The organism is Thermostilla marina, assembly GCF_054657455.1.
Genome location: NZ_BAAHYR010000001.1, coordinates 1,268,491 through 1,294,873, shown reverse-complemented (window position 1 = coordinate 1,294,873; position 26,383 = coordinate 1,268,491). Strand labels below are relative to the sequence as shown.

Annotated in this window: 17 protein-coding genes; 10 read left to right on the top strand and 7 right to left on the bottom strand. The window is 60.6% G+C overall.

What is annotated here, in order from left to right:
• Positions 1 to 2 precede the first annotated feature (2 nt).
• Positions 3 to 1,100, bottom strand: coding sequence for a hypothetical protein (locus ACYQ2I_RS04650; protein ID WP_460165830.1), 1,098 nt, complete (start codon positions 1,098 to 1,100; stop codon positions 3 to 5).
• A gap of 182 nt (positions 1,101 to 1,282) precedes the next feature.
• Positions 1,283 to 1,810, bottom strand: a complete 528-nt coding sequence (locus ACYQ2I_RS04645; protein WP_460165829.1) for an FmdB family zinc ribbon protein — start codon at positions 1,808 to 1,810, stop codon at positions 1,283 to 1,285.
• A 169-nt stretch (positions 1,811 to 1,979) separates the two neighbouring features.
• Between ACYQ2I_RS04645 and ACYQ2I_RS04640 the strand changes: the two genes are divergently transcribed.
• Positions 1,980 to 2,399 (top strand): type 1 glutamine amidotransferase, encoded by a 420-nt coding sequence (locus ACYQ2I_RS04640; protein ID WP_460165828.1) that lies wholly within the window; start codon positions 1,980 to 1,982, stop codon positions 2,397 to 2,399.
• Positions 2,400 to 2,902: 503 nt separating this feature from the next.
• On the opposite strand, the gene ACYQ2I_RS04635 is transcribed toward ACYQ2I_RS04640, so the two are convergent.
• Positions 2,903 to 4,072 (bottom strand): uroporphyrinogen decarboxylase family protein, encoded by a 1,170-nt coding sequence (locus tag ACYQ2I_RS04635; RefSeq protein ID WP_460165827.1) that lies wholly within the window; start codon positions 4,070 to 4,072, stop codon positions 2,903 to 2,905.
• Between the two features lie 268 nt (positions 4,073 to 4,340).
• Here ACYQ2I_RS04635 and ACYQ2I_RS04630 point away from each other — a divergent pair, with 268 nt between their 5' ends.
• The gene (locus tag ACYQ2I_RS04630; RefSeq protein WP_460165826.1) at positions 4,341 to 5,867 is read left to right on the top strand and encodes a DUF4832 domain-containing protein; all 1,527 of its coding nucleotides are present in this window, start codon (positions 4,341 to 4,343) and stop codon (positions 5,865 to 5,867) included.
• A 24-nt stretch (positions 5,868 to 5,891) separates the two neighbouring features.
• On the opposite strand, the gene ACYQ2I_RS04625 is transcribed toward ACYQ2I_RS04630, so the two are convergent.
• Positions 5,892 to 6,383 (bottom strand): GAF domain-containing protein, encoded by a 492-nt coding sequence (locus tag ACYQ2I_RS04625; RefSeq protein ID WP_460165825.1) that lies wholly within the window; start codon positions 6,381 to 6,383, stop codon positions 5,892 to 5,894.
• Positions 6,384 to 6,713: 330 nt separating this feature from the next.
• On the opposite strand from ACYQ2I_RS04625, the gene ACYQ2I_RS04620 reads away from it, so the two are divergent.
• The 4 genes from ACYQ2I_RS04620 (at position 6,714) to ACYQ2I_RS04605 (ending at position 10,550) form a co-directional block, all read left to right on the top strand.
• Entirely contained in the window at positions 6,714 to 8,174 is a 1,461-nt protein-coding gene (locus ACYQ2I_RS04620; protein WP_460165824.1) for a sulfatase family protein, read from the top strand.
• Positions 8,175 to 8,304: 130 nt separating this feature from the next.
• Positions 8,305 to 8,961, top strand: coding sequence for an ABC transporter permease (locus tag ACYQ2I_RS04615; protein ID WP_460165823.1), 657 nt, complete (start codon positions 8,305 to 8,307; stop codon positions 8,959 to 8,961).
• On the top strand, positions 8,958 to 9,686 hold the full coding sequence (locus tag ACYQ2I_RS04610; RefSeq protein ID WP_460165822.1) for a phosphate ABC transporter ATP-binding protein: 729 nt from the start codon (positions 8,958 to 8,960) through the stop codon (positions 9,684 to 9,686). The genes ACYQ2I_RS04615 and ACYQ2I_RS04610 overlap by 4 nt, the downstream gene beginning before the upstream one ends.
• A gap of 33 nt (positions 9,687 to 9,719) precedes the next feature.
• Entirely contained in the window at positions 9,720 to 10,550 is an 831-nt protein-coding gene (locus tag ACYQ2I_RS04605) for an ABC transporter substrate-binding protein (protein ID WP_460165821.1), read from the top strand.
• Positions 10,551 to 10,574: 24 nt separating this feature from the next.
• Here the strand turns inward: ACYQ2I_RS04605 and ACYQ2I_RS04600 are convergent, their stop codons facing one another.
• The 3 genes from ACYQ2I_RS04600 to ACYQ2I_RS04590 all read right to left on the bottom strand — a co-directional run bounded on the left by ACYQ2I_RS04600 (position 10,575) and on the right by ACYQ2I_RS04590 (position 15,684).
• Positions 10,575 to 13,130: a beta-mannosidase gene (locus ACYQ2I_RS04600; protein ID WP_460165820.1), complete on the bottom strand. Its 2,556-nt coding sequence runs from the start codon at positions 13,128 to 13,130 to the stop codon at positions 10,575 to 10,577.
• A gap of 262 nt (positions 13,131 to 13,392) precedes the next feature.
• Complete coding sequence (locus tag ACYQ2I_RS04595; RefSeq protein ID WP_460165819.1) at positions 13,393 to 14,406, bottom strand: magnesium transporter; 1,014 nt, start codon at positions 14,404 to 14,406, stop codon at positions 13,393 to 13,395.
• Positions 14,407 to 14,451: 45 nt separating this feature from the next.
• Positions 14,452 to 15,684: a XylR family transcriptional regulator gene (locus ACYQ2I_RS04590; RefSeq protein ID WP_460165818.1), complete on the bottom strand. Its 1,233-nt coding sequence runs from the start codon at positions 15,682 to 15,684 to the stop codon at positions 14,452 to 14,454.
• A 581-nt stretch (positions 15,685 to 16,265) separates the two neighbouring features.
• Here ACYQ2I_RS04590 and ACYQ2I_RS04585 point away from each other — a divergent pair.
• The 4 genes from ACYQ2I_RS04585 (at position 16,266) to ACYQ2I_RS04570 (ending at position 26,117) form a co-directional block, all read left to right on the top strand.
• Positions 16,266 to 19,559 (top strand): tetratricopeptide repeat protein, encoded by a 3,294-nt coding sequence (locus ACYQ2I_RS04585; protein WP_460165817.1) that lies wholly within the window; start codon positions 16,266 to 16,268, stop codon positions 19,557 to 19,559.
• A gap of 35 nt (positions 19,560 to 19,594) precedes the next feature.
• A complete protein-coding gene (locus ACYQ2I_RS04580; protein ID WP_460165816.1) occupies positions 19,595 to 21,001 on the top strand; it encodes a sugar porter family MFS transporter in 1,407 nt (468 codons plus the stop codon).
• 191 nt (positions 21,002 to 21,192) lie between these two features.
• Entirely contained in the window at positions 21,193 to 24,519 is a 3,327-nt protein-coding gene (locus tag ACYQ2I_RS04575; protein WP_460165815.1) for a discoidin domain-containing protein, read from the top strand.
• Between the two features lie 143 nt (positions 24,520 to 24,662).
• Positions 24,663 to 26,117 carry an arylsulfatase gene (locus tag ACYQ2I_RS04570; protein ID WP_460165814.1) on the top strand — a complete coding sequence of 485 codons (1,455 nt, stop codon included), beginning with the start codon at positions 24,663 to 24,665 and terminating at the stop codon, positions 26,115 to 26,117.
• Positions 26,118 to 26,383: the final 266 nt, after the last annotated feature.

Here is a 26,383-nt window from a genome sequence, read left to right as displayed (position 1 = left end):
CCTCACTCCTCCTTCGCAGGACAGCGCCATTCGATGTCCAATCCCTTGTCGGGCGCTACCCACCAATTGGCCACCGTGTACGCCATCGGCGTTTCGGCGTCGCGGGTGGTGACCAGAATGGTTCCCCAAGCCGGAATCTTCAACTCGGCGGGACCGCCGCCGGAACGCCGCGTCAATTGAACGTCCACCGGGGCATGATTGTGCACTTGGAAAACAGCCCGGCCGTTCCCGTCCCGCACATGAGGCGGATCGACGACCACCGAAGCGTCGAACAAGGGACGCAACCATTCCTCACGCCCGACCAGTCGTTCACCGCCCCATACGACCGTTCGCCGCGCGCGGAGTGCCTCGTGCACGCCCTCGATCGAACGTTTACCGGCCTCGACGAACACGAGCGTCGCCGTGCGATGATCCGAGGGGGTATTCTGGGTACGCAGATCGGGGGCGTGAATATCCGAATTCCCCAGCATCGTCAGGTTCTTTTCCAGGCACCAACGGTGCGCCGTGGGATAGTACGATTCGCCGTTATACACCTCCATGCCGTGCAGCCATCCCTTATCGAGCATGATCTGATGTTCTTCCCGCCACGCCCCGGCCTCTTCACCCTTCCAGGCTTGATGGTTCCAGAAGACGAAAGCCCCTTGCGCGTTTGCCGCCTCGATCGCGTCCAGGAACCCTTCCACGGCCAACGGCTCGATGTCATTCAAAAAGAGCGCATTGAAATGGCCCGGGGGCGTACTGCGAGTAATCTCTGCCGCCCGCGTGATGAGAATGTTCTTTTGCCTTGCCGCGCCGACGGCCAACTCGTAGGAGCGATTGAAGTTCGTCTTCACATCGTCCCGATGCGGCTGATACTCGATGTGGTCGGTGATCGCAATGACGTCTAGACCGGTACGCCATGCCTCATCGACGCGCACCGGCGGCCACACCGAACCGTCGGAGAAAACGGTATGCATGTGAAAATCGCACACCAACGTCTCGTAGCCGGGCAGATCGGGGAACGTCAGCTCCCGTCGCACCTGTTGCCCGGATACGTCGAGCCGCGGAAGGACCGCCCAGATCAACAACGCCGCCCAAACAAAGGTGACACGTCGCAACACGGTTTCATCCCCCTACTATAAGAACGACAATCGACCAACACCGATCGGACTCGCCCACGGCGTGCGCGGGCGCCTTCCGATGTCGGTCCATTGTTCTTCGCCGCGTCACAAAGTCAAACGACGATCGAAAAAAGAAACCGTTTCCAAACGCTCCGCCGACAAAACCACTCGCGTGAGGGGGATTAGAGGTCGTAGAGCGTTTCGTCGACTTTCGGGGGACGAAGGTGTTTCAGGGCTTCCTTGACGCCTTGAACCCCTTTCTTGGTGGCCAGCTTGAACAATTGGCTGTCGTCGTCGAGCAAATCGCCCATTTCTTCTTCGATCTTGTCGGGATCCTCACCCTGTTCGAGGCGATGCACGGCTTCCTGGAGGGCATCCCCCAGCTCCAACCCGGTCGATTCGGCCAGTTTTCGCATCACACCGGCCATTTGCCGGGGATCTTCTTCGTCCATCGACTCGACTTCGTCGGCGAGCTTGAGCATGGCTTCTTCGAGCTTGTCTTCGTCGAGTCCCGGCGGCAGCCCGTCCTCTTCGGCGGCCTCGTCGGCCTCGGATGCCGCCCGACCGATCGCAAACCGGGAGGCCGCCCAACGCTCCAGCCGAGGCCGTCCACACACCGGGCACTTGGGCCGCTTCTTCGTGTTCATCGAGCGTGCGAAGAAGTTGTAGATCGTATGACAATCTTTGCAGTAGAACTCGTAGATGGGCACGGTACGAACCTCCTTCCCGGCTCTCAATCGACGATTGCCCTACGACATACGGGCGATCTTTCGCACCACCCCTTCAACGCCCAAAAGGTTCCGGCGGAGACTTTGAATCATCCCAATTATGGCATATCCCGACGACCAAGTAAGCGCCGGTTGATCTCGGGGAAATCGAATGCGTTGCTCCCTTTTCGGCTTGCCCGCCGCAGAGTACGCTTCGGTTTCTCTATACGCCGTCGAGACGATCGCCGCGGCAGACACGCCGCTGGCCGGTCTCCCTTCTCCCGTGACGGCCTTTCCTTGGCACGGCGACATGTTCACGCTTCCGCCCGATGCCCGCCTGCTCGCCCGCAGCGAAGCCTGTCCGCACCAAGCATTTTTGTACGGCAACCGCGTCTTGGGCCTCCAGTTTCACCTGGAATACGACGTTCCGACGATCCGCGCCATGTTGCATCATTACGCCGATGAACTGGTGCCCGGCCCGCGTCCATTCATCGGCCACGTACCCGGCCCACTCCTGCCTGGTTTCCTTCAGTACACCAAAACTGCTCCCCCGACGATGATGGGCTCACTACATAAAAAACCACCGGCGTAAGCCGGTGGAAAACGTGGTGGAGAACGTTGGGTTGCGCCGACACTCCGCCGGCTCACGTCGGCGGCTCGGGAATCGCAATCAGAGCCGCCGACGGCCGAGGGGAGGGCGTCATTCCGCCGAGACTGTCTCGCGGACCTGGAATCGTCTCACTAGGTGGCGGAAGGCGGTCGCTTGGGCGTCCAATTTCCCCGGTTCAAAATTTTCTCTTTGGCAATTGCCGTAAATGATTGAGAACAAGGGACTTCGGAATTTCGAGGCCCTTTCGGTCGAGCCCTACCGGCAGGCAACATTGTCGAGACCGACATGATTGCGTGAACAGCCCGTTCCATAAAAGCCGGTTTTGGGGATCGTCGGGGAGCGAAAAAAGAGCCGCGCCAGTTTGGGTCGCGCGAGACCGGCGCCGCGGAAAACTCAATTCGGTAGGAATGCGCCAAGGTCGCCCTTGCGACCGCAGGTTGCAGGGATTTGCAACAGCCTGTCATGAGCAAGTATCAGCCCAGACGCTAGCGATCGTAGAAGCCGAAATCGTAGGCGGCATCGTACATGGCGACGATGTTCTCCGGCGGGACGCCCGCCTGAATATTGTGCACATTGTTGAACACGTATCCGCCGCCCGGCTTCCATACCTCGAGATTTCGCCGCACGGCTTCGCGGACTTCGTCGGGTGTTGCCGAAGGCAGCACGTGTTGACTGTCGATCGCGCCGCCCCAAAACACCAGTCGATCGCCGAACCGCGCCTTCAAGCCTTCGGGATCCATGCCCGCGGCACTGATTTGGACGGGATTGAGGATGTCGATGCCGTTGTCGAGCAGCTCGGGAATGTACGCGGCGCAGGCACCGCAGGTGTGATACCAGATCTTCGCTCGGGTGCGTGATCGGATGAACTGCACGAGCTGCTTTTGCCGCGGCTTGACGATGCGACGATAGAAATCGGGCCGAAACAACGGACCTTTCTGGCCGGCCAGGTCGTCCCCGATCATGATCACATCGACCAGGTCGCCGACCTCGTTCAAGAAACCGTCGAACCAATCGAGCCAAAAGGCGAGCGTACGATCGAGCAAGGCCTCACAAAACTCCGGTTGCTCGATCATGTCGAGAAACCAACGTTCAAGCCCGCGCATGTACCAGCATATCTCGTAGACAACGCCCGAAATCCGACTCACCACGGCATAGGGCGTTTCGTTGCGGATACGCAGGGCTTCTTGTCGCAGATGGGCGAACCGTGCGGGATCGTTCCCCTTGGGCCACGGATAGTCGGCTAGATCGGCGATCGTCGCCTGAGCGAGCGGATGGAGCGTGATGTCCATGTACAGCGGCGAATCGGCGGGCATCGACCAGCGAACGCCGAATTCGTCGGTGAGGTCGTACCACACGCGTCCGTCTTCTTCGCGGGTCTCGATGGTCCCGTCATAACCCTCGCCCGCCGCCGCGGCAATATACCGCGTATCGACGTGGAACCGTTCGAGCAAGGTTTCGCACGGCTCGGCAAGCTGCTGCACGGCATCCATGATGCGAATGTCGTCGCGGATGCCCAAATAGTCGAGCAACGCCTCATAGGCAAGGCGATGGATACCCGTCTGATTGCCCCCCAGGTCGATCGGTACGCGGTCCGGCTCGCGATGTTCCAAGGCGGCCAAGAGCCGCTGTCGGGAAGTCATCGTTTCGTTGGGCATGGCGCACTCCTGCATCCGGTTCGCGAACGTGTCGATGCGATGCGGCCGCGCGACATGCGGCCACAATCCGGCGACAGCGAGCATCATTGTGGCAAGCCGGCCGCCGATTGTCACGCTCAGAAGCCGAAACGCGCCCGCGTCACCCGCTTTGCAACCGATTCGGCGGACGATTAAACTGGACGAATCGTCCCGCCCGATCCGGTCGAAAGAGCGTTTGGCGCTTTTCCTGCCGAATCTGCCTCTCACCCTCCTTGGAACCCCTCCCGCCATGCTTACCCGAATCACCTTGTTTTTCACGATTGCCGTCGGCTGGTTCGTTCCGCCCGGTACACTCGTGTCGGCCGAAATCGACTTGCGTCCCTTGTGGGATGCCTCGTTGCCGCTGGCGAATCCGCACAAGGGTTGGTACCACCACTTCTACGACAACCACGTGAACAAGTACCTGGTCGAGCGAGACGAAGAACTTCTCGACTTTCCCGGGATGGACCATATCTATCTACGACTCGCTTGGGCCTACCTCGAACCGGAAGAAGGCCGCTACAACTGGCGAATCCTCGACGAGCAGATCGACAAATGGACCGCGCACGGGTTGGGAGTCGCCCTGCGCATCACGTGCAAAGAGACGGGCACGGATCGCATCGAACAGCAGTTCGCCACCCCGCGTTGGGTTCGTGAGGCAGGAGCGAAAGGCGTCTTCTGTGCGCGGCGAGGATCGGAACACATCGTCGTCGAACCGTCGCCCGGCGAACCCGATCCCAAATTGCCTTGGGAGCCTTTTTTCGACGACCCGGTATTCCTGGAAAAGCTCGACCATTTCCTCGAAGCCTTGGCCGCACACTACGACGGCAAACCTTGGTTGCGTTACGTCGATATCGGAAGCGTCGGTGACTGGGGCGAAGGACACACAAGCAGCGGCAGCGGTCGCAAGTACGGCTATGACGTCCTCACAAAACACCTCGACTTGTACCGCAAGCACTTTCGGCACACGCAACTGATCGTCTCGGACGACTTCGTCTACAGCGTCGCCGACCCGAACGACCGCGAACGCCTGCACAAGTACGTCATCGACGCTGGCATCGGCTATCGCGACGACAGCATCCTCGTCGACTGGTACGTGCGCACGTACAGCGACACATACTCCGTCCGCAGCCCGGAATTCTTCGCCGACGCCTGGCGGCACACACCGACCGTTCTCGAGCTGCAACACTACGGATCGATCAAGAAGAACGGCAACTGGGAGGGAAGGCCCGGCTCGTCGATTGCACGATTCGGCGGCGGACGCACCGGGGCCGATTACTTCCGCGGCGCGATCGACATCATGCACGCCACCTATATCGGCTACCACGGCTACGCGCGAGATTGGCTTGCCGACCACCCCGAATTGACGGGCGAACTCTTGAATCGGTGTGGCTACTGGTACTTTCCCCACAAGGTGGTAACGCCGGATGTCATGACGGCGGGCCGTACCTGTTCATTGCAAGTCTGGTGGCAAAATCGCGGCGTCGCGCCAGCCTATCATGCGTACGACCTGGTCTGGCGATTACGCGGCCCAAACACGTATACGCAGCGGATGGCCTCGGGAAACCGTCGCTGGTTGCCCGGTCCCGAAGATCGCCCCTACCGCGAAACCTACTCGCTCGAGATTCCGGACAACCTTTCGCCCGGCAAATATGCGTTGCAGTGGAAACTCCGCTCGTCCGAGGCGGCACGCGACGTGGCGTTGCCGTTGAAAGCGACATCGCGCGACGAGGAAGGCTTTTACACGCTCGGCACGGTGACGATCGAAGCCCCTTGAGCGGGAGGCGGCCCCGGTCGGGCCTCATCCGGCGGGCACGATGCACGGCCCGTCGGGTAAAACCGAGTGCGCACACACGACCTCGGCAATTTGCTCGAGTCCGAAGCGGTCGGCCTCATCGAAGCGTTCTTCCCGCGGGCTGTCGACATCGAGAACGCCCCAAATCTTTGCCTCGCGCACCAAAGGCACGACGATCTCGGAGCGCGAGGCGGCATCGCACGCAATATGCCCGGGAAACAGACGCACGTCGGGAACGACCAAGCTCTTCCGCTGCGCGACGGCCGCGCCGCACACACCTTTTCCGACGGGGATCCGCGTGCAGGCCGGCTTCCCGAAAAACGGCCCCACGACCAGCACGTCGCGTCGCAAAAAGTAGAATCCGACCCAGTTGATCTCCGGCAGCATCCTTCCCAACAGCGCCGCAGTATTGGCACAGTTGGCGATGACGTCGGTCTCCTCGCCCAGCAAGGCGTGAAGTTCGGCGGTCAACTTTTCGTACAACAGCTTTTTCGACATCCTTCCCCTTTCCGCATGTCGGACGACACCTCGCACTTCGGCGATGCAACGCCGGTCCACGGCTCGATCTCCCACCGCTCAGGGTACCAACGCCGGGCAATTTCTGCCAGAACCGTGCCGAAGCCGCCTCCACGACAGGCTCAATCCGGTCCCTTCGAGCAACACATGTGTTGCGGCAACAGGAGTGTTGCGTACCGGCCGTCGATTCGCCGACGTCTTCTTTTGCGTGCGATCACGTTCGAAACCACAATTGAAGAAGTCGGTGATACGTCGTTCATCGAAATCGCCGCGCAGAGCGGATCGGTGCCTTTCCAATCGGGGGAGATGACCATGTTGCGTGTTCTGTCGATGTCGCCGGTTATGGCTTGTTTTCTCGCGTTCTCCGTTGTTTCGGCAGCCGAATCGCCGCAGCGGCCGCCGAACATCGTGTGGATTTTCGCCGAAGACATGGGCCCCGATTTGGGTTGCTACGGCCTCGATTACGTGAAGACGCCCAACCTCGACCGCCTTGCGGCACAGGGTGTTCGCTTCAACAACGCCCACACGACGGCCCCGGTATGTTCGACCGCCCGCAGCGCAATGATGACCGGCATGTACCAAAACGCCATCGGATGCCACCAGCATCGCACGGCCGACAAGAAGCCGCTGCCGGCGCCGGTCGTTCCGTTTCCGCTGCTTTTGCAGAAGGCGGGCTATTTCACCGGCTTGATGCCCGGCACGAAGACCGACTTGAATTTCCAATGCAATGTGAAGGAGCTGTTCCCCGGCGGCGATTGGAGCGAGGCCGGTGATCGTCCCTTCTTCGTCCAGATGACGTTTGCGAACACGCATCGAGCCTGGCACCACTATCCCGACAATCCGGTCGATCCGGCGAAGGTCGAGGTACCGCCGTATTACCCCGATACGCCGCTGGTGCGCCGCGACATCGCCAACGGCCTGGAAGAAATCCAGCACATGGACACCCTGGTCGGCGAAATCCTGGATCGCTTGGACCGAGAAGGCTTGACCGACAATACCCTCGTCATCTTCATGGGCGACAACGGCCGCTGCCAGGTGCGCGGCAAACAATTCTTGTACGAACAGGGCACCCACGTGCCGCTGATCATGCGGTGGCCGGGCCACATCGAACCGGGCACCGTGAGGGACGATCTCGTGTTGTCGATCGACGTCACGGCTACGGTCGTCGCCGCCGCTACCGGCACTGTTCCCGACTGGATGCACGGACGGGATCTGCTCGACCCGACCGTGCCGAAGCGACGATATATCTTCACCGCCCGCGACAAAATGGACGACACCCACGACGCAATGCGCGCGGTTCGCGACGCCCGGTACCGGTACATCCTCAACCTCATGCCCGAGCGGGCCTATTGCCAATACAACGAGTACAAAGAGCGGCAATACCCGATCTTGGCATTGCTGAATGTGATGCACCTGAAAGGCGAACTCGATCCCGTCCAAGACCGCTTCATGCAACCCTCGAAGCCGGTCGAAGAACTCTACGACCTGCAAAACGATCCCTACGAAACGAAGAACCTAGCGGACGACCCCGCCTACGCCGACGTGAAAGCGCGACTCCGCCGTGCGCTGGATGAATGGCGTGAAATGGTCGGCGACGAAGGCGTCACGGAAGAATTTCGGCACGGCGGCTGGCCGGCTACCTACCCCACCCGCAGCCTGGAAGAATGGGAAGCGAAACTCGCGGAGTGGGAAGACATGCTGCTGAAGCACGGTCCCGGCCCGCTCCCCGGCGACAATCGTACGCAGAAAAAGAAAAAGGCCAAAGCGAAATAGTCGCAGGGAACGTCCGCGCCGACAGGTCATGATTCTCGACTCCCCTACAGAGGGTCGGTCAGCGTCCGTATACTGAGTCGATCGAAGCGCACTTCGCACACTGGTCCATTTCAGCGCCGACGATCGCCTCATGCTTCACACCTGCTACGAAACCTGGCCGATCCTCTTGTTGTCGCTTCAAGTCTCCGGGACGGCGGTGCTGATCAGCGCGTGCCTCGGGATTCCCGTCGGTGTGTGGCTGGGAATGATCCGGCACCGGCGGATGCGGTGGATTTCAGCAATCGTCCACACCGGTATGGCTCTGCCGCCGGTCGTTGTGGGATTGCTGTTGTATATCCTGTTTTCCCGCAGCGGACCGTTGGCCGGTCTCGAACTCTTGTTCACCCCGGCCGCAATGATTATCGCCCAAACGATCTTGGCATTGCCGTTTGTGGTGGGCATTACCATGTCGGCGACCGCCGCCGTACCCGTCGAGCTTGCGCAACAGCTCAAGGCATTGGGGGCCGACGACCGCCAGTGCCGTCTGGCCGTGTTGCATGAAGCCCGTCGCGGCATCGTCTTGGCCGTGGCAGCGGCGTTCGGCCGAAGCATCTCGGAGGTCGGTGCCGTGCTTATCGTGGGAGGAAACATTCGCGGTCACACGCGGGTATTGACCACGGCGATCGTGCTGGAAACCGGCAAAGGAAATTTTCATTTTGCGTTGGTACTGGGAGCCGTACTTTTGTGTTTGGCATTGGCGGCGAACTTGGTGATCGTTCGGCTTCAGGGAAACGGACGCCTCCGGTGAATCGTACCGCCCATTTCCAACTCAACGGTATCGAACACCCGCGGGGCGAATCGTTTCACCTGCGAATCAAGCGATTGACGATCGCTCGAGGGGACGTTCTCGCCTTGCTGGGTCCGACCGGCGCCGGCAAGAGCACGTTGTTGAGCATGCTGGCAGGCCTACTCACTCCCGCGGCCGGCGAGATTCGATTCGACGGAGAAATCCCCGTCCATCAGCGGATGCCGTTGGACGTTCGACGGCGTATCGCGATGGTTCCCCAACATCCGCTTCTCTTGTCGCGGTCCGTTCTGGACAACGTCGAATACGGGCTGCGCGTGCGCGGCATTCCCGACCGCCGCGCAAAGGCGATGGAGATCCTCCGCCGACTGGGAATCGAGGCGGCGGCAAAACCGGCCCACACGTTGTCGGGCGGTCAAACCCAATTGGTTGCCCTAGCCCGCGCCTTGGTTTTGAATACCGAAGTTTTGTTGCTCGACGAACCGACCGCCCATCTCGATCCGAACCACGTCGAACTGGTGGAACACGTGATTGCCGAGCATCGCAAACGTCACAACGTCACGATCGTGTGGGCAACGCACAATTTGTTTCAGGCCCGCCGTGTCTCGACCCGAACCGCACTTTTGTGGAACGGGGAACTGATCGAAGAATCGCGCACGTCGACCTTCTTCGAATCGCCTGCCGATCCGCGAGCCGCCGATTTCCTTCGCGGACGTATCATCTACTGACCGACCGCCGCATGTGACATCAAGAATCGACCGATGAGCCGCATCCATTTCGTTTGCGCAGCGTTTTGCTTCGTCGCCTTGCTGACCGGCTGCCGCGACCGGGCCGCCCAGGACTGCTCGCTGACGTTGGCGACCACCACCAGCACCCGCGACAGTGGGCTTCTGGACATCCTCTTGCCTCGGTTCGAATCGGAGACGGGCATCACGGTTAAAATGATCGCCGTCGGAAGCGGCCAGGCGATCGAAATGGGACGACGGGGGGATGCCGACGTCCTCCTTACCCATGCACCGCAAGCCGAAAAACAATTCATGGACGAAGGCCACGGATGCCTGCGCTACCCGGTGATGTACAACGATTTTGTCTTGGTGGGCCCGGCATCGAATCCGGCGGGCGTCGAACATGAGAAACCGATCACCGAGGCACTTCGGCGCATCGCCGAAACTCAATCCCGATTCGTTTCCCGCGGAGACGAATCGGGCACGCACATGAAAGAGCGTTCCCTGTGGCAGGAAGCCGGACTCGCTCCCGAAGGCGACTGGTACATCGAGGTAGGCGCCGGTATGGCGCAGACGTTGCGTGTCGCCTCGGAAAAACGCGCGTACACGCTGTCCGACCGGGGAACGTTTCTCGCGCAGCGCGAAGGTCTGCAACTGGCAATTCTCGTCGAGGGCGACGAATCACTGCGTAATCCGTACTCGGTGATCGTCGTCGATGCCCGCAAGCACCCGGGCGTGCACGAGCAAGCGGCTCGCCGGTTTGCCGAGTTCCTCACGTCTCCGCAAACACAACGGATCATTGCCGAATTCGGGATCGACCGATTCGGTCAACCGCTGTTCTTTCCGTTACACGCCCGAGAGCGCTGAGCACGTTTACGGGCGGACGTCGGCTCACTCCGGCCGGCCGCCGAAACCGTCCGCTCGCGGAACCGGATCGGTATCGGCCGGATCTTCGGCGTCGATCAACTGCGGGAAAAAGCGATAGTAATTGCCGTAGTTATACGCTCGCTGGCGTTCGACCAACCGCTTTCCCAACTCGCGCATGTGCTGCCGAGCGGCCTCTTGGTCGGCGGCGAGGAACATGTACCGGTTTTCCGACAATACTTTCCCTTTGCCGTCGCGTAACGCGATCTCGACAAAGAACGACTCGCCCATCGGTACGCTCACGGGCCATTGGACATCGCCCACCGGCCGGGAACTATCGGGGGGCACCGCCTCGACGGCGACCTCTTGCGTGCTCAGCGAGTTGCCGTCTTCATCGGTCACACGCAGCGTGATCGTGCGTGCCTCGAAGGTGTCGTAGGTGTCGTTGACGATCCACAGTTTCCCGGAGAACGTTTCGCCGGTCTTCCAACGTCGCTTGGGAAATTCAAGGCTCACCAACAACGGCTGATAGGCCCGACGCACGAATTCGTACGATCGTTTGGGCTCGCAATAATTATCGACGATTCCCCATTTCATATCGGGCCAGTACGTGATGTAGTGACACAGCGAGATGCCCGAGGTGCGCGGTTTGGCGCGGCGGACGTGCTCCACGGCCAGTTGGAAGATCGTCCCTTGAGCGATTTGCGTGGCCTCGACGAAGGCTTCCAGCGATTCGGTGCGTTCATCGCCGAAGGTGTCGAAGTTCTGCGTCCGCAGCCGATCGAGGTCGGCCCAGTGGTGTCCCCAACTCGGTCCCGGCGGCCATAGTTCGTTTTCAGGGATGAACTTGCGCAGGCTTTCGACCGACGGCACCGACGTGATCGCCAACTCGGGGATGATGGGGAAATCGATCGTCTTGATCCAATCCTCCATCAGCCATCGCCCCATCGAATAGAAGTAGGCATTCGCGTGATCGGCTTCCTTCGGCTTGAAGCCGACCGACAGCGAATTGACGCACGTCAACGGCGAGTCGGGCACGTAAGGCAAATCGAGCAGTCGCCGAATGCGTACGCCCAATTCTTCGAGGAATCGCTTGGTGAACGGCGGATCTTCCGCCCGCAGGAACGCCTCTTCGCCGCCCTCCAGCAAGATCAGGCACGGATGGTTTCGTCGCTCGCGGACGACCGCCTCGGCCTCTTGGTAGATGCGTTCGATCGTGGCCTCGTCTTGTGGAATGTTCGCCGTCCCCAAGGGAATCACGTCTTGCCACACGGTCAAACCGAGCCGGTCGCACTGCTCGTAGAACTCGGGCACCTCGGGCGGATGCCAACCGAAAATGCGGATATTGTTCATGTTCGCCGCCTTGGCCATTTCAATCAGGCGACGATATTTTTCAGGCGTCGTGCGGCCCACGAAGATATCCGGCGGGCCGCCCCAACAAGCCGACCGAATAAAGTGTCGCTTTCCGTTGATGAAAACCGTCCGCGGAAAACTTACTTCGTCCCGCGTGAAACCGGGATTCCAGCCCATGCGAATCTCGCGGATACCGAAAACGCTCTCGTTTCGGTCGAGCAAGCGGCCGTCGTCGATCACATCGACACGTCCGCGGTACAAGTTCGGTTCCCCCAAATCCCACGGCCACCACAGTCGCGGCCGGTCGACGTGAACTACGGTGTCAACGGTCGACTTTCCCGGAACCGCGTCGACCTTCACGCGATGCGTGATCGCCTCGCACGCAAAATTCTCGCCGGTAAGCGTGATGCCTACTTCGACCGATCGCGTCTTGCCGTCGTGGTTTTCCAAGGTGACTTCGACGTGCACGTCGGCCGAACCGTCATCACGGAGCGTCGAATGAAAGTACGCGTCATCGACGCGCACTTTGCCGCTGGAAACCAACCGCACCGATCGCCAAATGCCGAACGGGATCAGGTCTCGCCAGTAGTCGCCGAACCAGGGCGTCTTCAAGCCCGCGACCTTGCTGTTCACCTGCGGCGGCGGATCCAACTTGACCATCAAGAGATTTCGCGCCTTGCGCCAGTCCTTGTCGGTCCGCACGATGTCCGTCACATCGAAAGAAAACGGCGAAAAGGCCCCCTCGTGTCGCCCCAGGTAATGCCCGTTCAGCCACACGTCGCACGCATAGTCGACGCCGTCGAACTCCAACCGGACGACGCGATCCTCGACGTTTTCATAGACGTCGAATTGAAGGCTGTACCACCATTCGTCGAGGGCAACCCATTGCGCTTTGACGCTGTTCCGGCCGAAGTACGGGTCCTCGATCACGCCGGCCTTCCACAGGTCGGTGTACACGTCGCCGGGAACGCGGGCAGGCAGCCACACGTGCGTCTCGATGTCGCCCGGCGGAAGCTGGTGCAATCCTTCGCGAACCCCTTGCCCGGGTCGCATCTGCTTCAGCTTCCACCGGTAACCGCTGAGTTCCTGCGTCAAGCGGCCCCACCCCTGGGGCGCATCGGCCCCGGGTTGGGCCTCGCAGGGTGAAATCGCAATTCCCGTCGCCAGCGCGACCAATAGCGGAACGACAAACCGCTTTGCCGAATGTGAAGCGCGTTTCAAATGGCTCATGACTCCTCGCTCCCTGCTGGGGCACAACACCTTGTCTCAAACAATGGTTCCCAATGGTTTGCTGTGTCGGCCGCCGGGGGACCATCGGCGGTTGCTCCAGATTAACCGAGAACCATCAAGCTGTTGACGATAATCCACAATCGACACATTTTTGATAAAATCCAACATCAAATAACCCCGTATTTTGCTTTCTAGGAGTAGAAAGACCGCTGAGCCACCTTCGCACAGCGTATCGGAACGGCAAGCCTCGAACGGTATCGCCCTATCCCAGCAGCAGGCAACCCAACCCCAGGTATGCCGACAGCGCCGTGAGGTCCGTCGCCGCCAGCACGATCGGCCCCGAGGCGACCTTCGGATCCCGGCGCATCGAAAGCAGTACCGCGGGCACCATGAAGCCCAACACCGTCGCCCCGAAAACACCGAGCACCAAACTCAGGCCCATCGACATCCCGACCGCCGCCCGTCCGCTCCAGGCCCATACAATCAAACCGAGGGCCGTGCCCAAGCAAATAGCCAGATTCCCTCCGATGAGCAACTCGCGGCGAAACAGTCGCACGATCCTCTTGAACGACGTCGTCCCGTGATGGTGTCGTTCGAGCAACGTCGTCAGCGTTTGAACGCTTACGCTTTCCGAAATCGCCAACACCACCGGCAAGAAGAGCGCGAAGACGATCCACTCGGCGAGAAAATCGTCGAACAGCCAGGCCATCCCGGCACACAGTAATCCCCCGGCAAAATTGCAGCCCAGCCAGGCCAGTCTGTGCCGCACCAGATACCATGTACTCGCGCCGCGAATTTCTTCGAGGTGCAGCCCGATCAACTGGAAAACGTCGGCACTGTGCTCACGCTCCGAATCCTCGACCCGACGGACGACTTCGTCGGTATACACACCCGCTTCGAGAACACCGACCATCCGCCCCTGCTCGTCGACGATGGGCAAGGCCAACAGGCGATGAAGAATGAACATCTCGCAAGCGTCTTCGAGGGTCGCCGTTTCGGGCAGCGACACGACCCGCGACTGCATCAACGATTCCAGACGACGATCCGGCGGACTCAACAACAGCGAGCGGGCCGAAACCACGCCGACCAGGCGGTCGTCTTCATCGGTTACATAAAAGTAGACCGCTTGTCCGCGAAACGCGGCCTTACGCAGTCGCTGAAGCGATTCGTCGATCGTCTCCCCCGCCCTCAACCGGGGATAGTCCCGATGGGCGAACTCCATGACATTTCGCGCAAATCGCTCTTGATCGCCGCGTTTGGGTTGGGTCTCACGCATGAATACGTCTCGATTTTCTTCAAGAACCTGTTCGGGGTGAACACGTTACGCGCCGAACGCACCGGACCCCTCGGCCTGGTCGTCCATGCGATCGTCTTCCTTGCTGCCGGTCGATTGCCACCGGCGGACGGCCCCCGGCGTCATGCCCGTCAACCGTCGAAAAGCGTTGACAAACTGGGCCGCGGAATGATACCCGACCAAACGGGCGATCGTGTCGAGATTGAACTCGGTCTCCAACAATAGCTCACGGGCGCGACGAACCCGCACGCGATCGATCTCACTCTTGGCGCTGCGGCCGAGCACTTCGTGAAAGCGGCGATCGAGCGTGCTGCGACTGACGTCCACCGCCTTGGCCACCTGACCGACGCTCAATCCCTTGGCGGCGTTTTCGTGGATGAATCGTAGGGCCTCGCCGACGATCGGACAATCGACGGCCAAGATATCCGTGGAAAGCCGCGTGACCACCCGACGCGGCGGAATCAACACCCGTTTTTTCGGCACGTGTCCACCGTTCATCAAGACGTCGAGCGCTGCCGCCCCCTCGAATCCGACTCGCCGTGCATCGGGCTCGATACTGCTGAGCGTCGGATTGGTCAAGTCGCACACGACCCGGTCGTTGTCGACCCCCAACACGGCCACCCGGTCGGGCACGCCCAAATTCACTCGGCGGCAAGCCTCGACCACCTGGCGACCGCGCACATCGTTGCAAGCAAACACAGCGATCGGCTTGGGAACCTCGAGCAGCCAGCGGCCCAGGTCGTCCAACTCGAACTCGCCTTGCGCCTCGACTTCGGCGGTTCCCTGTAATCGTCGTTTACGTTTCCCCGGCTCGAACACGTTTACCGAATAGCCGCGCTTGTGGAGGTATTCACAAAACACCTCTTCGCGGATGTCGGAGAAATCGACGCCGCGATAGCCGCAGTAACCAAAATGCCGAAACCCGCGTTCCAGCAGGTGATCGGCGGCCATTCGCGCCACCGCCGGCGAATCGGTGTCGAGCACGACGCCGTCCTCGGGCGGATAGACGCCCCGCAGATCGACGATCGGACACCGAAACCGGCTGGCCGTCGCCGCGTCGCGCGGACTATCCAACCGGGAGATGATTCCGTCGATCTGTTGGCCGACGGGTATCCGCACAATGCGCTCGTCGAGGCTTCGTTCGATGTGAATCAACCGCCAATCACCCTTGTTGCGGGCAAAGGCGCCGATCCCCAACAGGCAATCACGGCCGTAGGCGCGCGAGGACTCGATCCATAACAACACCTGACGGACGGACATCGCGGGCTGTCTCCCATGAGTGATTTTCTGCGGTTATTTCTAGCGCGGCCATCCGGATGCCGAGGTCACCAATCCCGAAAAAGGCGACTGTCGGCAGCCCCACACGGGGAATTCAACTTTCTTTCCAACGTACGCGAATGAAGAAAAATGTCAATTTTTTTACCAAATCAAACAATGACAACAGCGAACTATTGCGGTTTAATTAATGACACGATCGGTTGGCGACCTCGCGAAAGCGAGAACAACCGACCACAGGAATGCATCGGTGTCGGTCGTGTCGGCCCAAGCTCGGCAGATGTCGACGGTTCGGGGGGACACTCGGCAATTGGTCCGCGCGGGTTGGTGCGGCCGCCCGATGCATCCTTTTTCTCCCCCCGCCGTGCCGCCTTGTCTGCGGCGCGTCGACAGTACACAACCCGTCCCACGATTCCGGCTTCCCGTCGCGGAACTCTTTCCCATCCCCGAGCCGGCTCCCCCTCGCTGCATGAAATACGCCGGGGTCGCCCGGTCGACTTGCAACCTAACCGTGGAGGGCACTTTTGATGTCGGATGGCTCGGTCTGCGCGCGCTTCGAGGAGGTCGTGATTCCGACGTACGGAATCGGGTCCCCCGATCCGAACCCGATGTTCCTGGAAAAGCGCGTCTACCAAGGATCCAGCGGAGCGGTGTATCCGTTTCCCGTCATCGACCGCATCGAAGATGAAAAACACCCGCAAACGTATCGGGCGGTCTTTCTCGAAAACGAGTTTCTGGAGATCATGCTGCTGCCCCAATTGGGCGGTCGCGTGCAAATGGCCCGCGACAAGACGATCGACTACCACTTCGTCTACTACAACCGGGTCATCAAACCGGCGTTGGTCGGGCTGGCCGGCCCGTGGATCTCCGGAGGCATCGAATTCAACTGGCCGCAACACCATCGGCCGAGTACTTTCTTGCCGGTCGAATGCCGCTTGGAGCGAGAACCGGACGGCTCCGCCGTCGCCTGGTGCCACGAAATCGACCGCATGCACGGGACCGAAATGGTTTGCGGCTTCCGTTTGCGTCCCGGTCGCGCGTACCTGGAACTGGACGTCCGCCTGTACAACCGAACCGATCTCCCGCAGACATTCTTGTGGTGGGCGAATCCGGCGGTACATGTCGACGAATTCCATCAGTCGATCTTTCCGCCCGACGTGACCGCCGTCATGGATCACGGCAAACGCGACGTGAGTGATTTTCCGATCGCCCACGGCACCTATTACAAGATCGATTATTCGCCGGGCACCGACATCAGCCGATACAAGAACATTCCGGTGCCCACCTCGTACATGGCCTACCGCAGCCGTTTCGATTTCGTGGCATCGTACGACCACCGCCGCAAGGCCGGCCTACTGCACGTGTGCAACCGGCATGTGTCCCCCGGCAAGAAGCAGTGGACCTGGGGCAACGGCGACTTCGGCCATCGCTGGGACCGGCACCTGACCGACGAAGACGGCCCCTACGTCGAACTCATGTGCGGCGTGTACACCGACAACCAGCCCGACTTCTCGTGGCTGTTCCCCGGCGAAGAAAAGCGGTTCGTTCAATATTTCATGCCGTATCACGGCGTCGGACGCATCGACAACGCCACGCAGCACGCGGCGTTGGGATTCGACCTGGTCGACGGCAAGGCGCACGTCCGCGTGCACACGACCGCTTCGTATCCGAACGCCCGTGTCGTCGTTCACGGCGATCGACTGATCGCTGAAACCCGCTTCGACGGCAACCCGGCGGGGTATTTCGAAACGACGCTCGACCTTCCGACGGAAATCGACGAACGCTCGATAACCTGCCGCGTCGAGGACGCCGACGGCAACACCCTTGTTGCGTTCAGCCCGGCTGATGTCGTCCGTGATTCGACTTTGCCCGAACCGGCCAAACCGATCGACGTTCCCGAAAAGCTCGATTCGACGGAATCTCTCTACCTGGCAGGCGTTCACCTCGAACAGTATCGCCACGCCACCCGCGAACCGGCCGACTACTACCGCGAAGCGTTGCGACGCGATCCCGGCGACCTGCGAAACAATCATGCCATGGGGCTTTTGTTGCTGCGTCGTGGTTGTTTTGCCGAAGCCGAATCCCACCTGCGACGCGCCGTCGAACGCAGCACGCGCCACAATCCCAATCCGCGGGACGGCGAGGCGCTCTACGACCTGGGCTCGGCGCTGGCCTACCAAGAACGAAACGATGAAGCCTACGAAGTGTTCTACAAAGCGACCTGGAACGCCGCGCAGGCCGACATCGCCTACTTCCAACTGGCAAGGCTCGACCTGGCAGCCGGGCGCCTAGTTCAAGCCGAAGAACACCTTCGCCGCTGCTTGGCCCGCAACCGCTCACACAGGCAGGCGATTCACTTGCTGGTCGCCGTGTTGTATCGGACCGGTCGCACGTCGGAAGCCGACGCCTTCGTCGCCGAATCGCTGGCCGACGATCCTTTCCATTTAGGCGTGCTGTTCGAGCAAATGCAGGCCCATCCCGATCGCGCGGAATCGTTCACGTCGGCGGCGGACGACAAAGACGTCAATTATCTCGACCTCGCCCGCGACTATCGCGCCGCCGGTTTGTACGATCGGGCCGTTTCGCTGTTGGAGCTGTACGTGCAGCGAGTGTCGGCACGGGACGAAGCGATCTCGCCGTTGGTTTGGTATTACCTCGCCGACACGTTTCGCCGGCGGGGAGACGCCGAAACGTCGGCAGCGTACTACCGCAAGGCCGCCGAAGCCGATTCCTACCTGTGCTTTCCCAATCGTCTGGAAGACATCGCGGTACTCGAATTTGCGACCGCACACAACGCACACGACGCTCGTGCGCCCTATTACCTGGGATGCTTGTGGTACGACAAGCGGCAACACGACAGGGCCGTTTTCTGCTGGGAACAGGCCCGCGATCGTGATCCGCAGTTCGCCCGCGTGTGGCGAAATCTGGGCTTGGCCTATTTCAACAAGCGACACGACGCTGAGGCCGCCTGGAACGCCTACGAAGAGGCCTTTCGTCTGGCGCCGCACGATGCCCGTATCCTCTTCGAGTTGGATCAATTGGCAAAGCGATTGGGACATCCTGCCGAAGAACGTCTGGCTCGTCTCGAGGCTTATTCCGAGGTCGTCGCCAAGCGGGACGATTTGGTACTCGAAAAGGCCACGTTAATGAACGTGCTGGGACAACACGAAGCGGCATTGACGGTCATTCAGGCCCGCAACTTCCATCCATGGGAGGGCGGCGAAGGAAAGGTGGCCGGTCAATACGTGATCGCCCTGCGGGAAACGGCCCGTCGCGCCCTGCACGAAGGCGACGCCGAACGTGCCTGTCGTCTGTTGGAGCAAGCGCGACTGCGTCCCGAGAACTTGGGGGAAGCCAAGTTGCCCAATCATCGCGAAAACGACGTGCTCTACCTGTTGGGCAAAGCGAAGCGTCGCACCGGCGACGAGTCGGCGGCGGTCGCCCTTTTCGAAGAAGCGGCGTGCGGATCGGATGAACCGGCCGACGCGATGTATTACAATGACGAGCCCCCCGAACTCGTATACTATCGAGGCTTGGCCCTGGCCGCCCTCGGACGCCGAGACGAAGCACAGCGCGTGTTTCAAAACATGGTGGACTACGGCAAGCAACACGAACATGATCGGCCGGTCATCGACTTTTTCGCCGTCTCGTTGCCCGACTTCTTGGTGTTCGATGTCGACCTCGCACAGCGAAATCGCATTCACTGCCGCTACGTCGCCGCATTGGGCTACCAAGGACTCGGCAAGACGGATATCGCCCGGAATTTGTTCGAACAGGTCTTGAGCGAGGATCCGGCTCACGTCGGCGCGGCCGTGCACCGCGCGGTCGAACCGGAACCCATCCTCTCGAACCGCGGCTGATCGCTTCCGTGAAACGGTATCGAGGCTTTCCCCAAATGAACACGACGTCGGAAAACCACTCGTTCAACTACGGGTATCTTTGGTTGATTTGCCTGGTGGCCGCGATGGGCGGCCTGCTGTTCGGCTACGATTGGGTGGTCATCGGCGGGGCGAAGCCCTTCTACGAACCTTTCCTGCACATCGGCGACGATACGCCGTGGCTGCGGGGATTCGCCCAATCGAGCGCCTTGGTGGGCTGCCTGGTGGGGGCGCTGACCTCCGGGGCCTTGGCCGACAAGACCGGGCGGCGTCCGTTGCTGATCCTCGCCGGATTGCTGTTCACCGTTTCGGCGGTATGGACGGCCCTGTCGACCGATTACGTGACGTTCAACATCGCCCGCATCATCGGCGGCGTCGGTATCGGGTTGGCCTCGAACATGTCGCCCATGTACATCGCCGAAATCTCCCCGGCCAAGATTCGCGGCGTGTTCGTATCGATCAACCAATTGACGATCGTCATCGGAATCTTGGCGGCCCAACTGGTCAACCTGTGGATCGCCCAGCCGGTCACGGAAGAAACCGCCGAGGCGATTCGCGCCTCGTGGAACGGGATGTACGGTTGGCGATGGATGTTCGGCGCCGAAACGGTCCCCGCCGCGGCATTCTTCGTACTCATGTTGTTCGTTCCGGAAAGTCCTCGTTGGCTCGTCAAGGCAGGACGCGACGACAAGGCCCGCGGCATTCTCGACCGCATCGGCGGAGAGGCCTACGCAGCGGCCACCCTGGACGAGATCCGCACGACGCTCAGTCAAGAAGAGATCGGCCGCGTTCGTTGGAGCGACCTGCTCGAACCGAAGATCGCAGGCATTCTCGTCTTCGGATCGTTCTTGGCCGTTGCACAACAGTGGTGCGGCATCAACGTCATTTTCAACTACGCCCAAGAAGTCTTCACCAACGCCGGCTTTTCGATCGACGCGACGTTGTTGAGTATCGTACTGACCGGCGTGACGAACCTGGTATTCACGATTCCCGCGTTGTTCCTGGTGGACCGTCTCGGTCGCCGCCCGCTGATGCTGGCGGGTTTCGGTGCTTTGGCAAGCATCTATGTGCTGATGGGCCTCGGCTACTTCCAGGGCTGGACGGGCGTTCCCATGCTCGTGTTGGTGATGATCGCCATCGGCACCTACGCCACGACCTTGGCCCCCGTGACGTGGGTGGTCCTGTCCGAAATCTTCCCCAACCGGATCCGCGGGGCGGCGATGTCGATCGCCGTCTTCTTCTTGTGGATCGGCTGTACCACGCTGACGCTTACGTTCCCGTCCTTGCTCCGCTCGCTCGATGCGCACGGAACATTCTGGTTGTACGCGGCTTTCTGCGCGACAACCTTCTTCGTATTGTGGCGCAAACTTCCCGAAACCAAGGGAAAATCATTGGAACAAATCGAACACGAACTGGTGGACTGAATCCGAAAACCGTCGGCCTGTTCCGCACCGAGAGATCACCCTACGGCAATCGCGGGTGCATCTCGAAAGCCTTCCCGCTACCGAAATCCGAACCGCAAGTCCGTATTCCTGACCTTTTCTTCCGCAACGTGGGGGACGAAACGATGAACCCGTATGCACCGATTCACCGGCAACAAAAACGATTCGCGTTTTTGTCACGTACCCAAGCCCGGACGAGCGCCTTGCTGCGTTCGGCGGCGATCGTCCTCACTGCGGCCGCCCTGTGCGGCGGCAGTTCACTAGACGCTGCCGTGCCGGAAAGCGTCGATTTGTCGGGTGAGTGGCGAACGGCCCTCGACCAAGAGGACGTCGGCATCGACGGAGCGTGGTTCGCCCGCGAGTTGCCGGGAGAGGCCTGTGTTCGCTTACCCGGGGCGCTTCGGGAAAGCGGAATCGGCCTGCCGGTGAATCTCGACACGACGTGGATCGGCAGCATCCGCTATTCGGAATGGGAAAAGCCTCAATACGCGCCGTACCGGTCGCCCGAAAACTTCAAGATGCCGTTCTGGCTTCAACCGAATTTGCACTACGTCGGCACGGCGTGGTACCAACGCACGATCGAGTTCCCCAAAGCCTGGGCGGGCAAGCGCGTTCTACTTCGCCTGGAACGGCCGCACTGGATCACGACCGTGTGGCTCGACGACCAACAGATCGGCAAGTGCGACGCGCTGAGCGTTCCCCACGAGTTCGCCTTGACCGATGCCTGCGAACCGGGGCGCCATCGTCTCACCCTCCGCATCGACAATTCGCTACGCGAAATCAATGTGGGACGCAATTCGCACAGCGTCAGCGACCACACGCAATCGGCGTGGCACGGCATCGTAGGAGATATCGAATTGTGTGCGGTCCCGACCGTTCGCGCGGCCAAGGTGCAGGTCTATCCACAGATCGCTGCGGGCACTGCAAAACTGGCTTTCGAGTTGGAGAATCATGCCGATCGCTCCGTCCCGGCTACCGTCGACCTGACGATTACCCCCCTGCCCTGCTCGTCATACGACGGCGAGACGCCCGAACCGCTTTCGGCGACGCTGCATATCGTCGTACCCCAAGGGGGCGGTACGCATACCGCAACGATCGCGTTGCCCAAACCGGTCTTGTTGTGGGACGAATTCGCTCCGAACCGGTACCGCTTGGATGTTCGTTTTCGGTCGCCCGTCGGTGAGGAAACATCGCATACCACGTTTGCGATGCGGGAAGCGGCGACGCGGGGCACGCAAATCACGATCAACGGCCGTCCCATTTTCCTGCGGGGCACGCTGGAATGCTGCATCTTCCCGAAGACGGGCTATCCACCCACCGATGTCGACGCGTGGCGGCACGTGATCAGCCGCGCCAAAGCATACGGTCTGAATCACATTCGTTTCCATTCGTGGTGTCCGCCGGAGGCCGCTTTCGAGGCCGCCGACGAGCTGGGCTTTTATTTTCAAGTCGAATGCAGCACGTGGCCGAACTCCGGCGCCTCGGTGGGTAACGGCACGCCGACCGACGCCTGGCTATACCGCGAAGGCGAACGAATCGTGCGGGAATACGGCAACCATCCATCGTTCTTGCTGTTGGTGGCGGGAAACGAACCGGCCGGTCCCGGCGGCGGGGCACGCTATCTCGAAAAATGGGTACCCCATTTCCAAAAGCTCGACCCGCGACATCTGGTGAGTTCCGGCAGCGGCTGGCCGTCGATCCCCGAAAACGACTATCACGTAACCCCGAGACCTCGCATTCAGGCGTGGGGATCCGGCCTCAACAGCCGCATCAATGCCCGACCGCCCGAAACGACGACCGACTACCGCGACTTCATCGCGCAATATCCCGACCAACCGGTCGTCTCCCATGAAATCGGCCAGTGGTGCGTGTACCCGAACTTCGACGAAATCCCGAAGTACACCGGCACGCTCAAGGCAAAGAACTTCGAGATCTTCCGCGACCTGCTCGAAAACGCCCACATGCTCGACCAGGCTCACGATTTCTTGATGGCCTCGGGCAAACTGCAATTGCTGTGCTACAAGGAAGAGATCGAATCGGCGCTGCGTACTCCCGGCTTCGGCGGATTCCAACTCCTCGATTTGCACGATTTTCCCGGCCAAGGAACGGCCTTGGTGGGCGTCCTCGACGCCTTCTGGGACGACAAACCCTACGTTTCGGCCGAAATCTACTCGCGGTTCTGCAACACTACTGTTCCGCTGGCGCGGATGCCGAAACGCATCTTCACCCAAGCCGATACGTTGACCGCGACGATCGAGGTCGCGCATTTCGGACCACGTGACCTCGAACAACCGCTCGTGACCTGGAAAATCGTCGCCGAAGACGAAACGCGGATCGCCGAAGGCCGATTCACACCGGAAGAAATCTCGACCGGCAAACTCACGCCCCTCGGCCGCATCGAGGTGCCTTTGCGCGAAGCCCCCGCCCCCTCGAAGTTGCAATTGATCGTGGGAGTTGACGGGACGAAGTACGAAAACGACTGGGACGTGTGGGTGTATCCGACCGAGGTTCCCACCGAGGTTCCCGAAGGCATCCACGTGGCCCGCGAACTCGACGACGCCGCACTCGCCGCGTTGCAAGACGGCGGCAAGGTCCTCCTCTTGCCCGATCCCAAACTGGTCGATACGAAGGTCGCGTTGGGCTTCTCGTCGATCTTCTGGAACACGGCCTGGACCGGCGGTCAGGCACCGCAGACGCTCGGAATTCTGTGCGATCCGAAGCATCCGGCGCTGGCACAGTTTCCCACTGAATACCATTCCAACTGGCAATGGTGGGAATTGGTTCACTCCGCTGCGACACTGGAACTGGACGCCCTGCCGCCGAAGATCCGCCCGATCGTGCAGGTCGTTCCCGATTGGTTCGAGCCGAAGCGACTGGGCCTGGTCGTCGAAGCGAACGTAGCGGGCGGCAAGCTCTTGATCTGCTCGATGGATTTGAGCACCGACCTCGATCAGCGCGTCGTCGCGCGGCAAATGCGGCGTTCGTTGTTGGATTACATGGCCGCAGACACCTTCCGGCCACAACATGCATTGACCGTCGAGCAGGTCCGCAGCCTGTTCCGCGAACCGAACTTGTTGGAGAAACTCGGCGCGAAGGTCTCGGCCGATTCTTCGCAAACCGGTTACGAGCCGGAAAAGGCGATCGACGGCAATGTCGACACTATGTGGCACACGAGGTGGGAACCGTCACCGTCGCCGATGCCTCATTGGTTCGCCATCAACTTCGCCGAGCCGGTTCGGCTGGCGGGCATTCGTGTCCTCCCGCGACAAGACGGCAATCCGAACGGCAAGATTGCCGATTACGCCGTCACCGTCAGTGCCGACGGGAAGAACTTTTCTTCCCCGGCTGCCGCCGGACGTTGGGACGAGAGCCCCGCCTGGAAGACGATTCGGTTTTCCGAACTGCAAACCGTCAAAGCGGTGCGGCTGGAGGCCCGCTCGGCCGCCCGAGGAAATCCCTTCGCCGCAATCGCCGAAATCGAGCCGATCTTGGCCGAGTGATGCGAGTGCGTGCGGGATCGCCCCCGCTTGCATGCAAACTCGGCAAGGATTACGGTCAACCTGAGGGATAGGGAGAAGGTGCTTTTCCGCTCTTCTCACAGCACAGGTCGTTTGGCGATTGTTTTTCAGAAAGGGAGAAACCGATGTTGCGAACTGTACTGACGTCGGTCGTGCTCGTCGCGGCCGTCGGCACGGCGGCGTGCGCGGCCGACTTGCCCGCCGGCCATCCGAAAGACGCCAAGCCGAACATCATCTTCATCATGGCCGACGATTTGGGCTACGGTGAGCTCGGATGCTACGGCCAGGAACTCATTCAAACGCCCCGAATCGACCGCATGGCCGCCGAGGGTATGCGCTTCACGCAGTTTTACGCCGGGAATACGGTGTGCGCCCCGTCACGTTGTGTCTTGATGACCGGCCTGCACATGGGACACTGCCATGTCCGCGGAAACGCCGGCACCGAGATGATCATCCAGTCGCTCCGCGACGAAGACATCACCGTGGCCGAGGTCGTCAAGCGTGCCGGCTACCACACCGCCTTGATCGGGAAATGGGGCCTGGGCGAAGTCGATCAGCCGGGGCATCCGCTCAAGCAAGGTTTCGACTTCTTCTACGGTTATCTCAATCAGGTCCACGCCCACAACTACTACCCCGAATTCCTGTGGCGCAACTTCGAACAAGAAAAGCTACGCAACGTGGTCAAACGATCAGACCGCTCATACGGCGGATTCACCGGAGGCTATGCCGTCAAGCGAGTCGATTACTCGCACGATCTGTTCGTTGCCGAGTCGATCAAATGGTTGCGTGAGCACGGTGAAGGCCCGTTCTTCCTGTATTTGGCCCTGACGATTCCGCACGCGAACAACGAAGGCACCCGCGCAACCGGAAACGGATCGGAAGTTCCCGACTACGGAATCTACGCCGACAAAGACTGGCCCGACGTCGACAAGGGACACGCGGCGATGATCACCCGCATGGACGCCGACGTCGGCAAGATCCTCGACCTGCTCCAGGAATTGGGGATTGCCGAACGCACGCTGGTGATGTTCACATCCGACAACGGCCCGCACAACGAGGCGGGCAATCCGCCGACCCGATTCCGACCAACCGGTCCGCTGAAGGGTTACAAGCGGGCATTGTACGAAGGCGGCATCCGCGTTCCCTTCATCGCTTGGTGGCCGGATCACATCCGACCGGGTACCACGTCGGATCACGTCGGTTACTTCGGTGATTTGATGGCCACGGCGGCCGAACTGGCAGGCGTCCCTTGCCCCGCCAATCGCGATTCGATCAGTTTCGTTCCCACCCTGTTCGGTGACGACGAACATCAGCAGGAACACGAATACCTGTACTTCGAGTTCTACGAACAAGGCTCTCGACAAGCCGTCCGCTGGGGCGACTGGAAGGCGATTCGCGAACCGATGTTTATCGGTAAGATCGAGTTGTACAACTTAGCCGAAGACATCGGCGAGGAACACGATCTGGCGGCGGAACATCCTGAACTGGTCGCCAAAGCCGAGGCGTTGTTCAAAGAAGCCCACGTACCACATCCGAACTGGAAGACGCCGCAGCAGCGAGCCGCCGAAGCCAAGAAGTAAATAGAGCGACCGACCGGCTCGAACCGCAGATTGCGACACGACCATCCGGCACCACCTCTTTTTGGGGGTGGTGCTTTTTTCATTGGAAGCCGCTCCTCCTGCGACACGCCGCTTCGCTTCGACACCCCCGCTTTTGGGACCGTCAAAACTTCCTTTCTTTTCTCTTTTGCAATACAAACCGCACATCCACTACACCCCCTCTATCTCGCCAATTTTCTCCAAAATGGTTGACAGCCAAAACCCGCACGACCAGAATGTTTTGCTGG

What these genes read in the sequence shown, in the direction of transcription:
- ACYQ2I_RS04590 (WP_460165818.1), bottom strand. Translation starts at nt 15,684, where the DNA reads ATGTCCGTCCGTCAGGTGTTGTTATGGATCGAGTCCTCGCGCGCCTAC.
- ACYQ2I_RS04630 (WP_460165826.1), top strand. Translation starts at nt 4,341, where the DNA reads ATGCTTACCCGAATCACCTTGTTTTTCACGATTGCCGTCGGCTGGTTC.
- ACYQ2I_RS04570 (WP_460165814.1), top strand. Translation starts at nt 24,663, where the DNA reads ATGTTGCGAACTGTACTGACGTCGGTCGTGCTCGTCGCGGCCGTCGGC.
- ACYQ2I_RS04625 (WP_460165825.1), bottom strand. Translation starts at nt 6,383, where the DNA reads ATGTCGAAAAAGCTGTTGTACGAAAAGTTGACCGCCGAACTTCACGCC.
- ACYQ2I_RS04620 (WP_460165824.1), top strand. Translation starts at nt 6,714, where the DNA reads ATGTTGCGTGTTCTGTCGATGTCGCCGGTTATGGCTTGTTTTCTCGCG.
- ACYQ2I_RS04635 (WP_460165827.1), bottom strand. Translation starts at nt 4,072, where the DNA reads ATGCCCAACGAAACGATGACTTCCCGACAGCGGCTCTTGGCCGCCTTG.
- ACYQ2I_RS04605 (WP_460165821.1), top strand. Translation starts at nt 9,720, where the DNA reads ATGAGCCGCATCCATTTCGTTTGCGCAGCGTTTTGCTTCGTCGCCTTG.
- ACYQ2I_RS04640 (WP_460165828.1), top strand. Translation starts at nt 1,980, where the DNA reads ATGCGTTGCTCCCTTTTCGGCTTGCCCGCCGCAGAGTACGCTTCGGTT.
- ACYQ2I_RS04615 (WP_460165823.1), top strand. Translation starts at nt 8,305, where the DNA reads ATGCTTCACACCTGCTACGAAACCTGGCCGATCCTCTTGTTGTCGCTT.
- ACYQ2I_RS04580 (WP_460165816.1), top strand. Translation starts at nt 19,595, where the DNA reads ATGAACACGACGTCGGAAAACCACTCGTTCAACTACGGGTATCTTTGG.
- ACYQ2I_RS04595 (WP_460165819.1), bottom strand. Translation starts at nt 14,406, where the DNA reads ATGCGTGAGACCCAACCCAAACGCGGCGATCAAGAGCGATTTGCGCGA.
- ACYQ2I_RS04600 (WP_460165820.1), bottom strand. Translation starts at nt 13,130, where the DNA reads ATGAGCCATTTGAAACGCGCTTCACATTCGGCAAAGCGGTTTGTCGTT.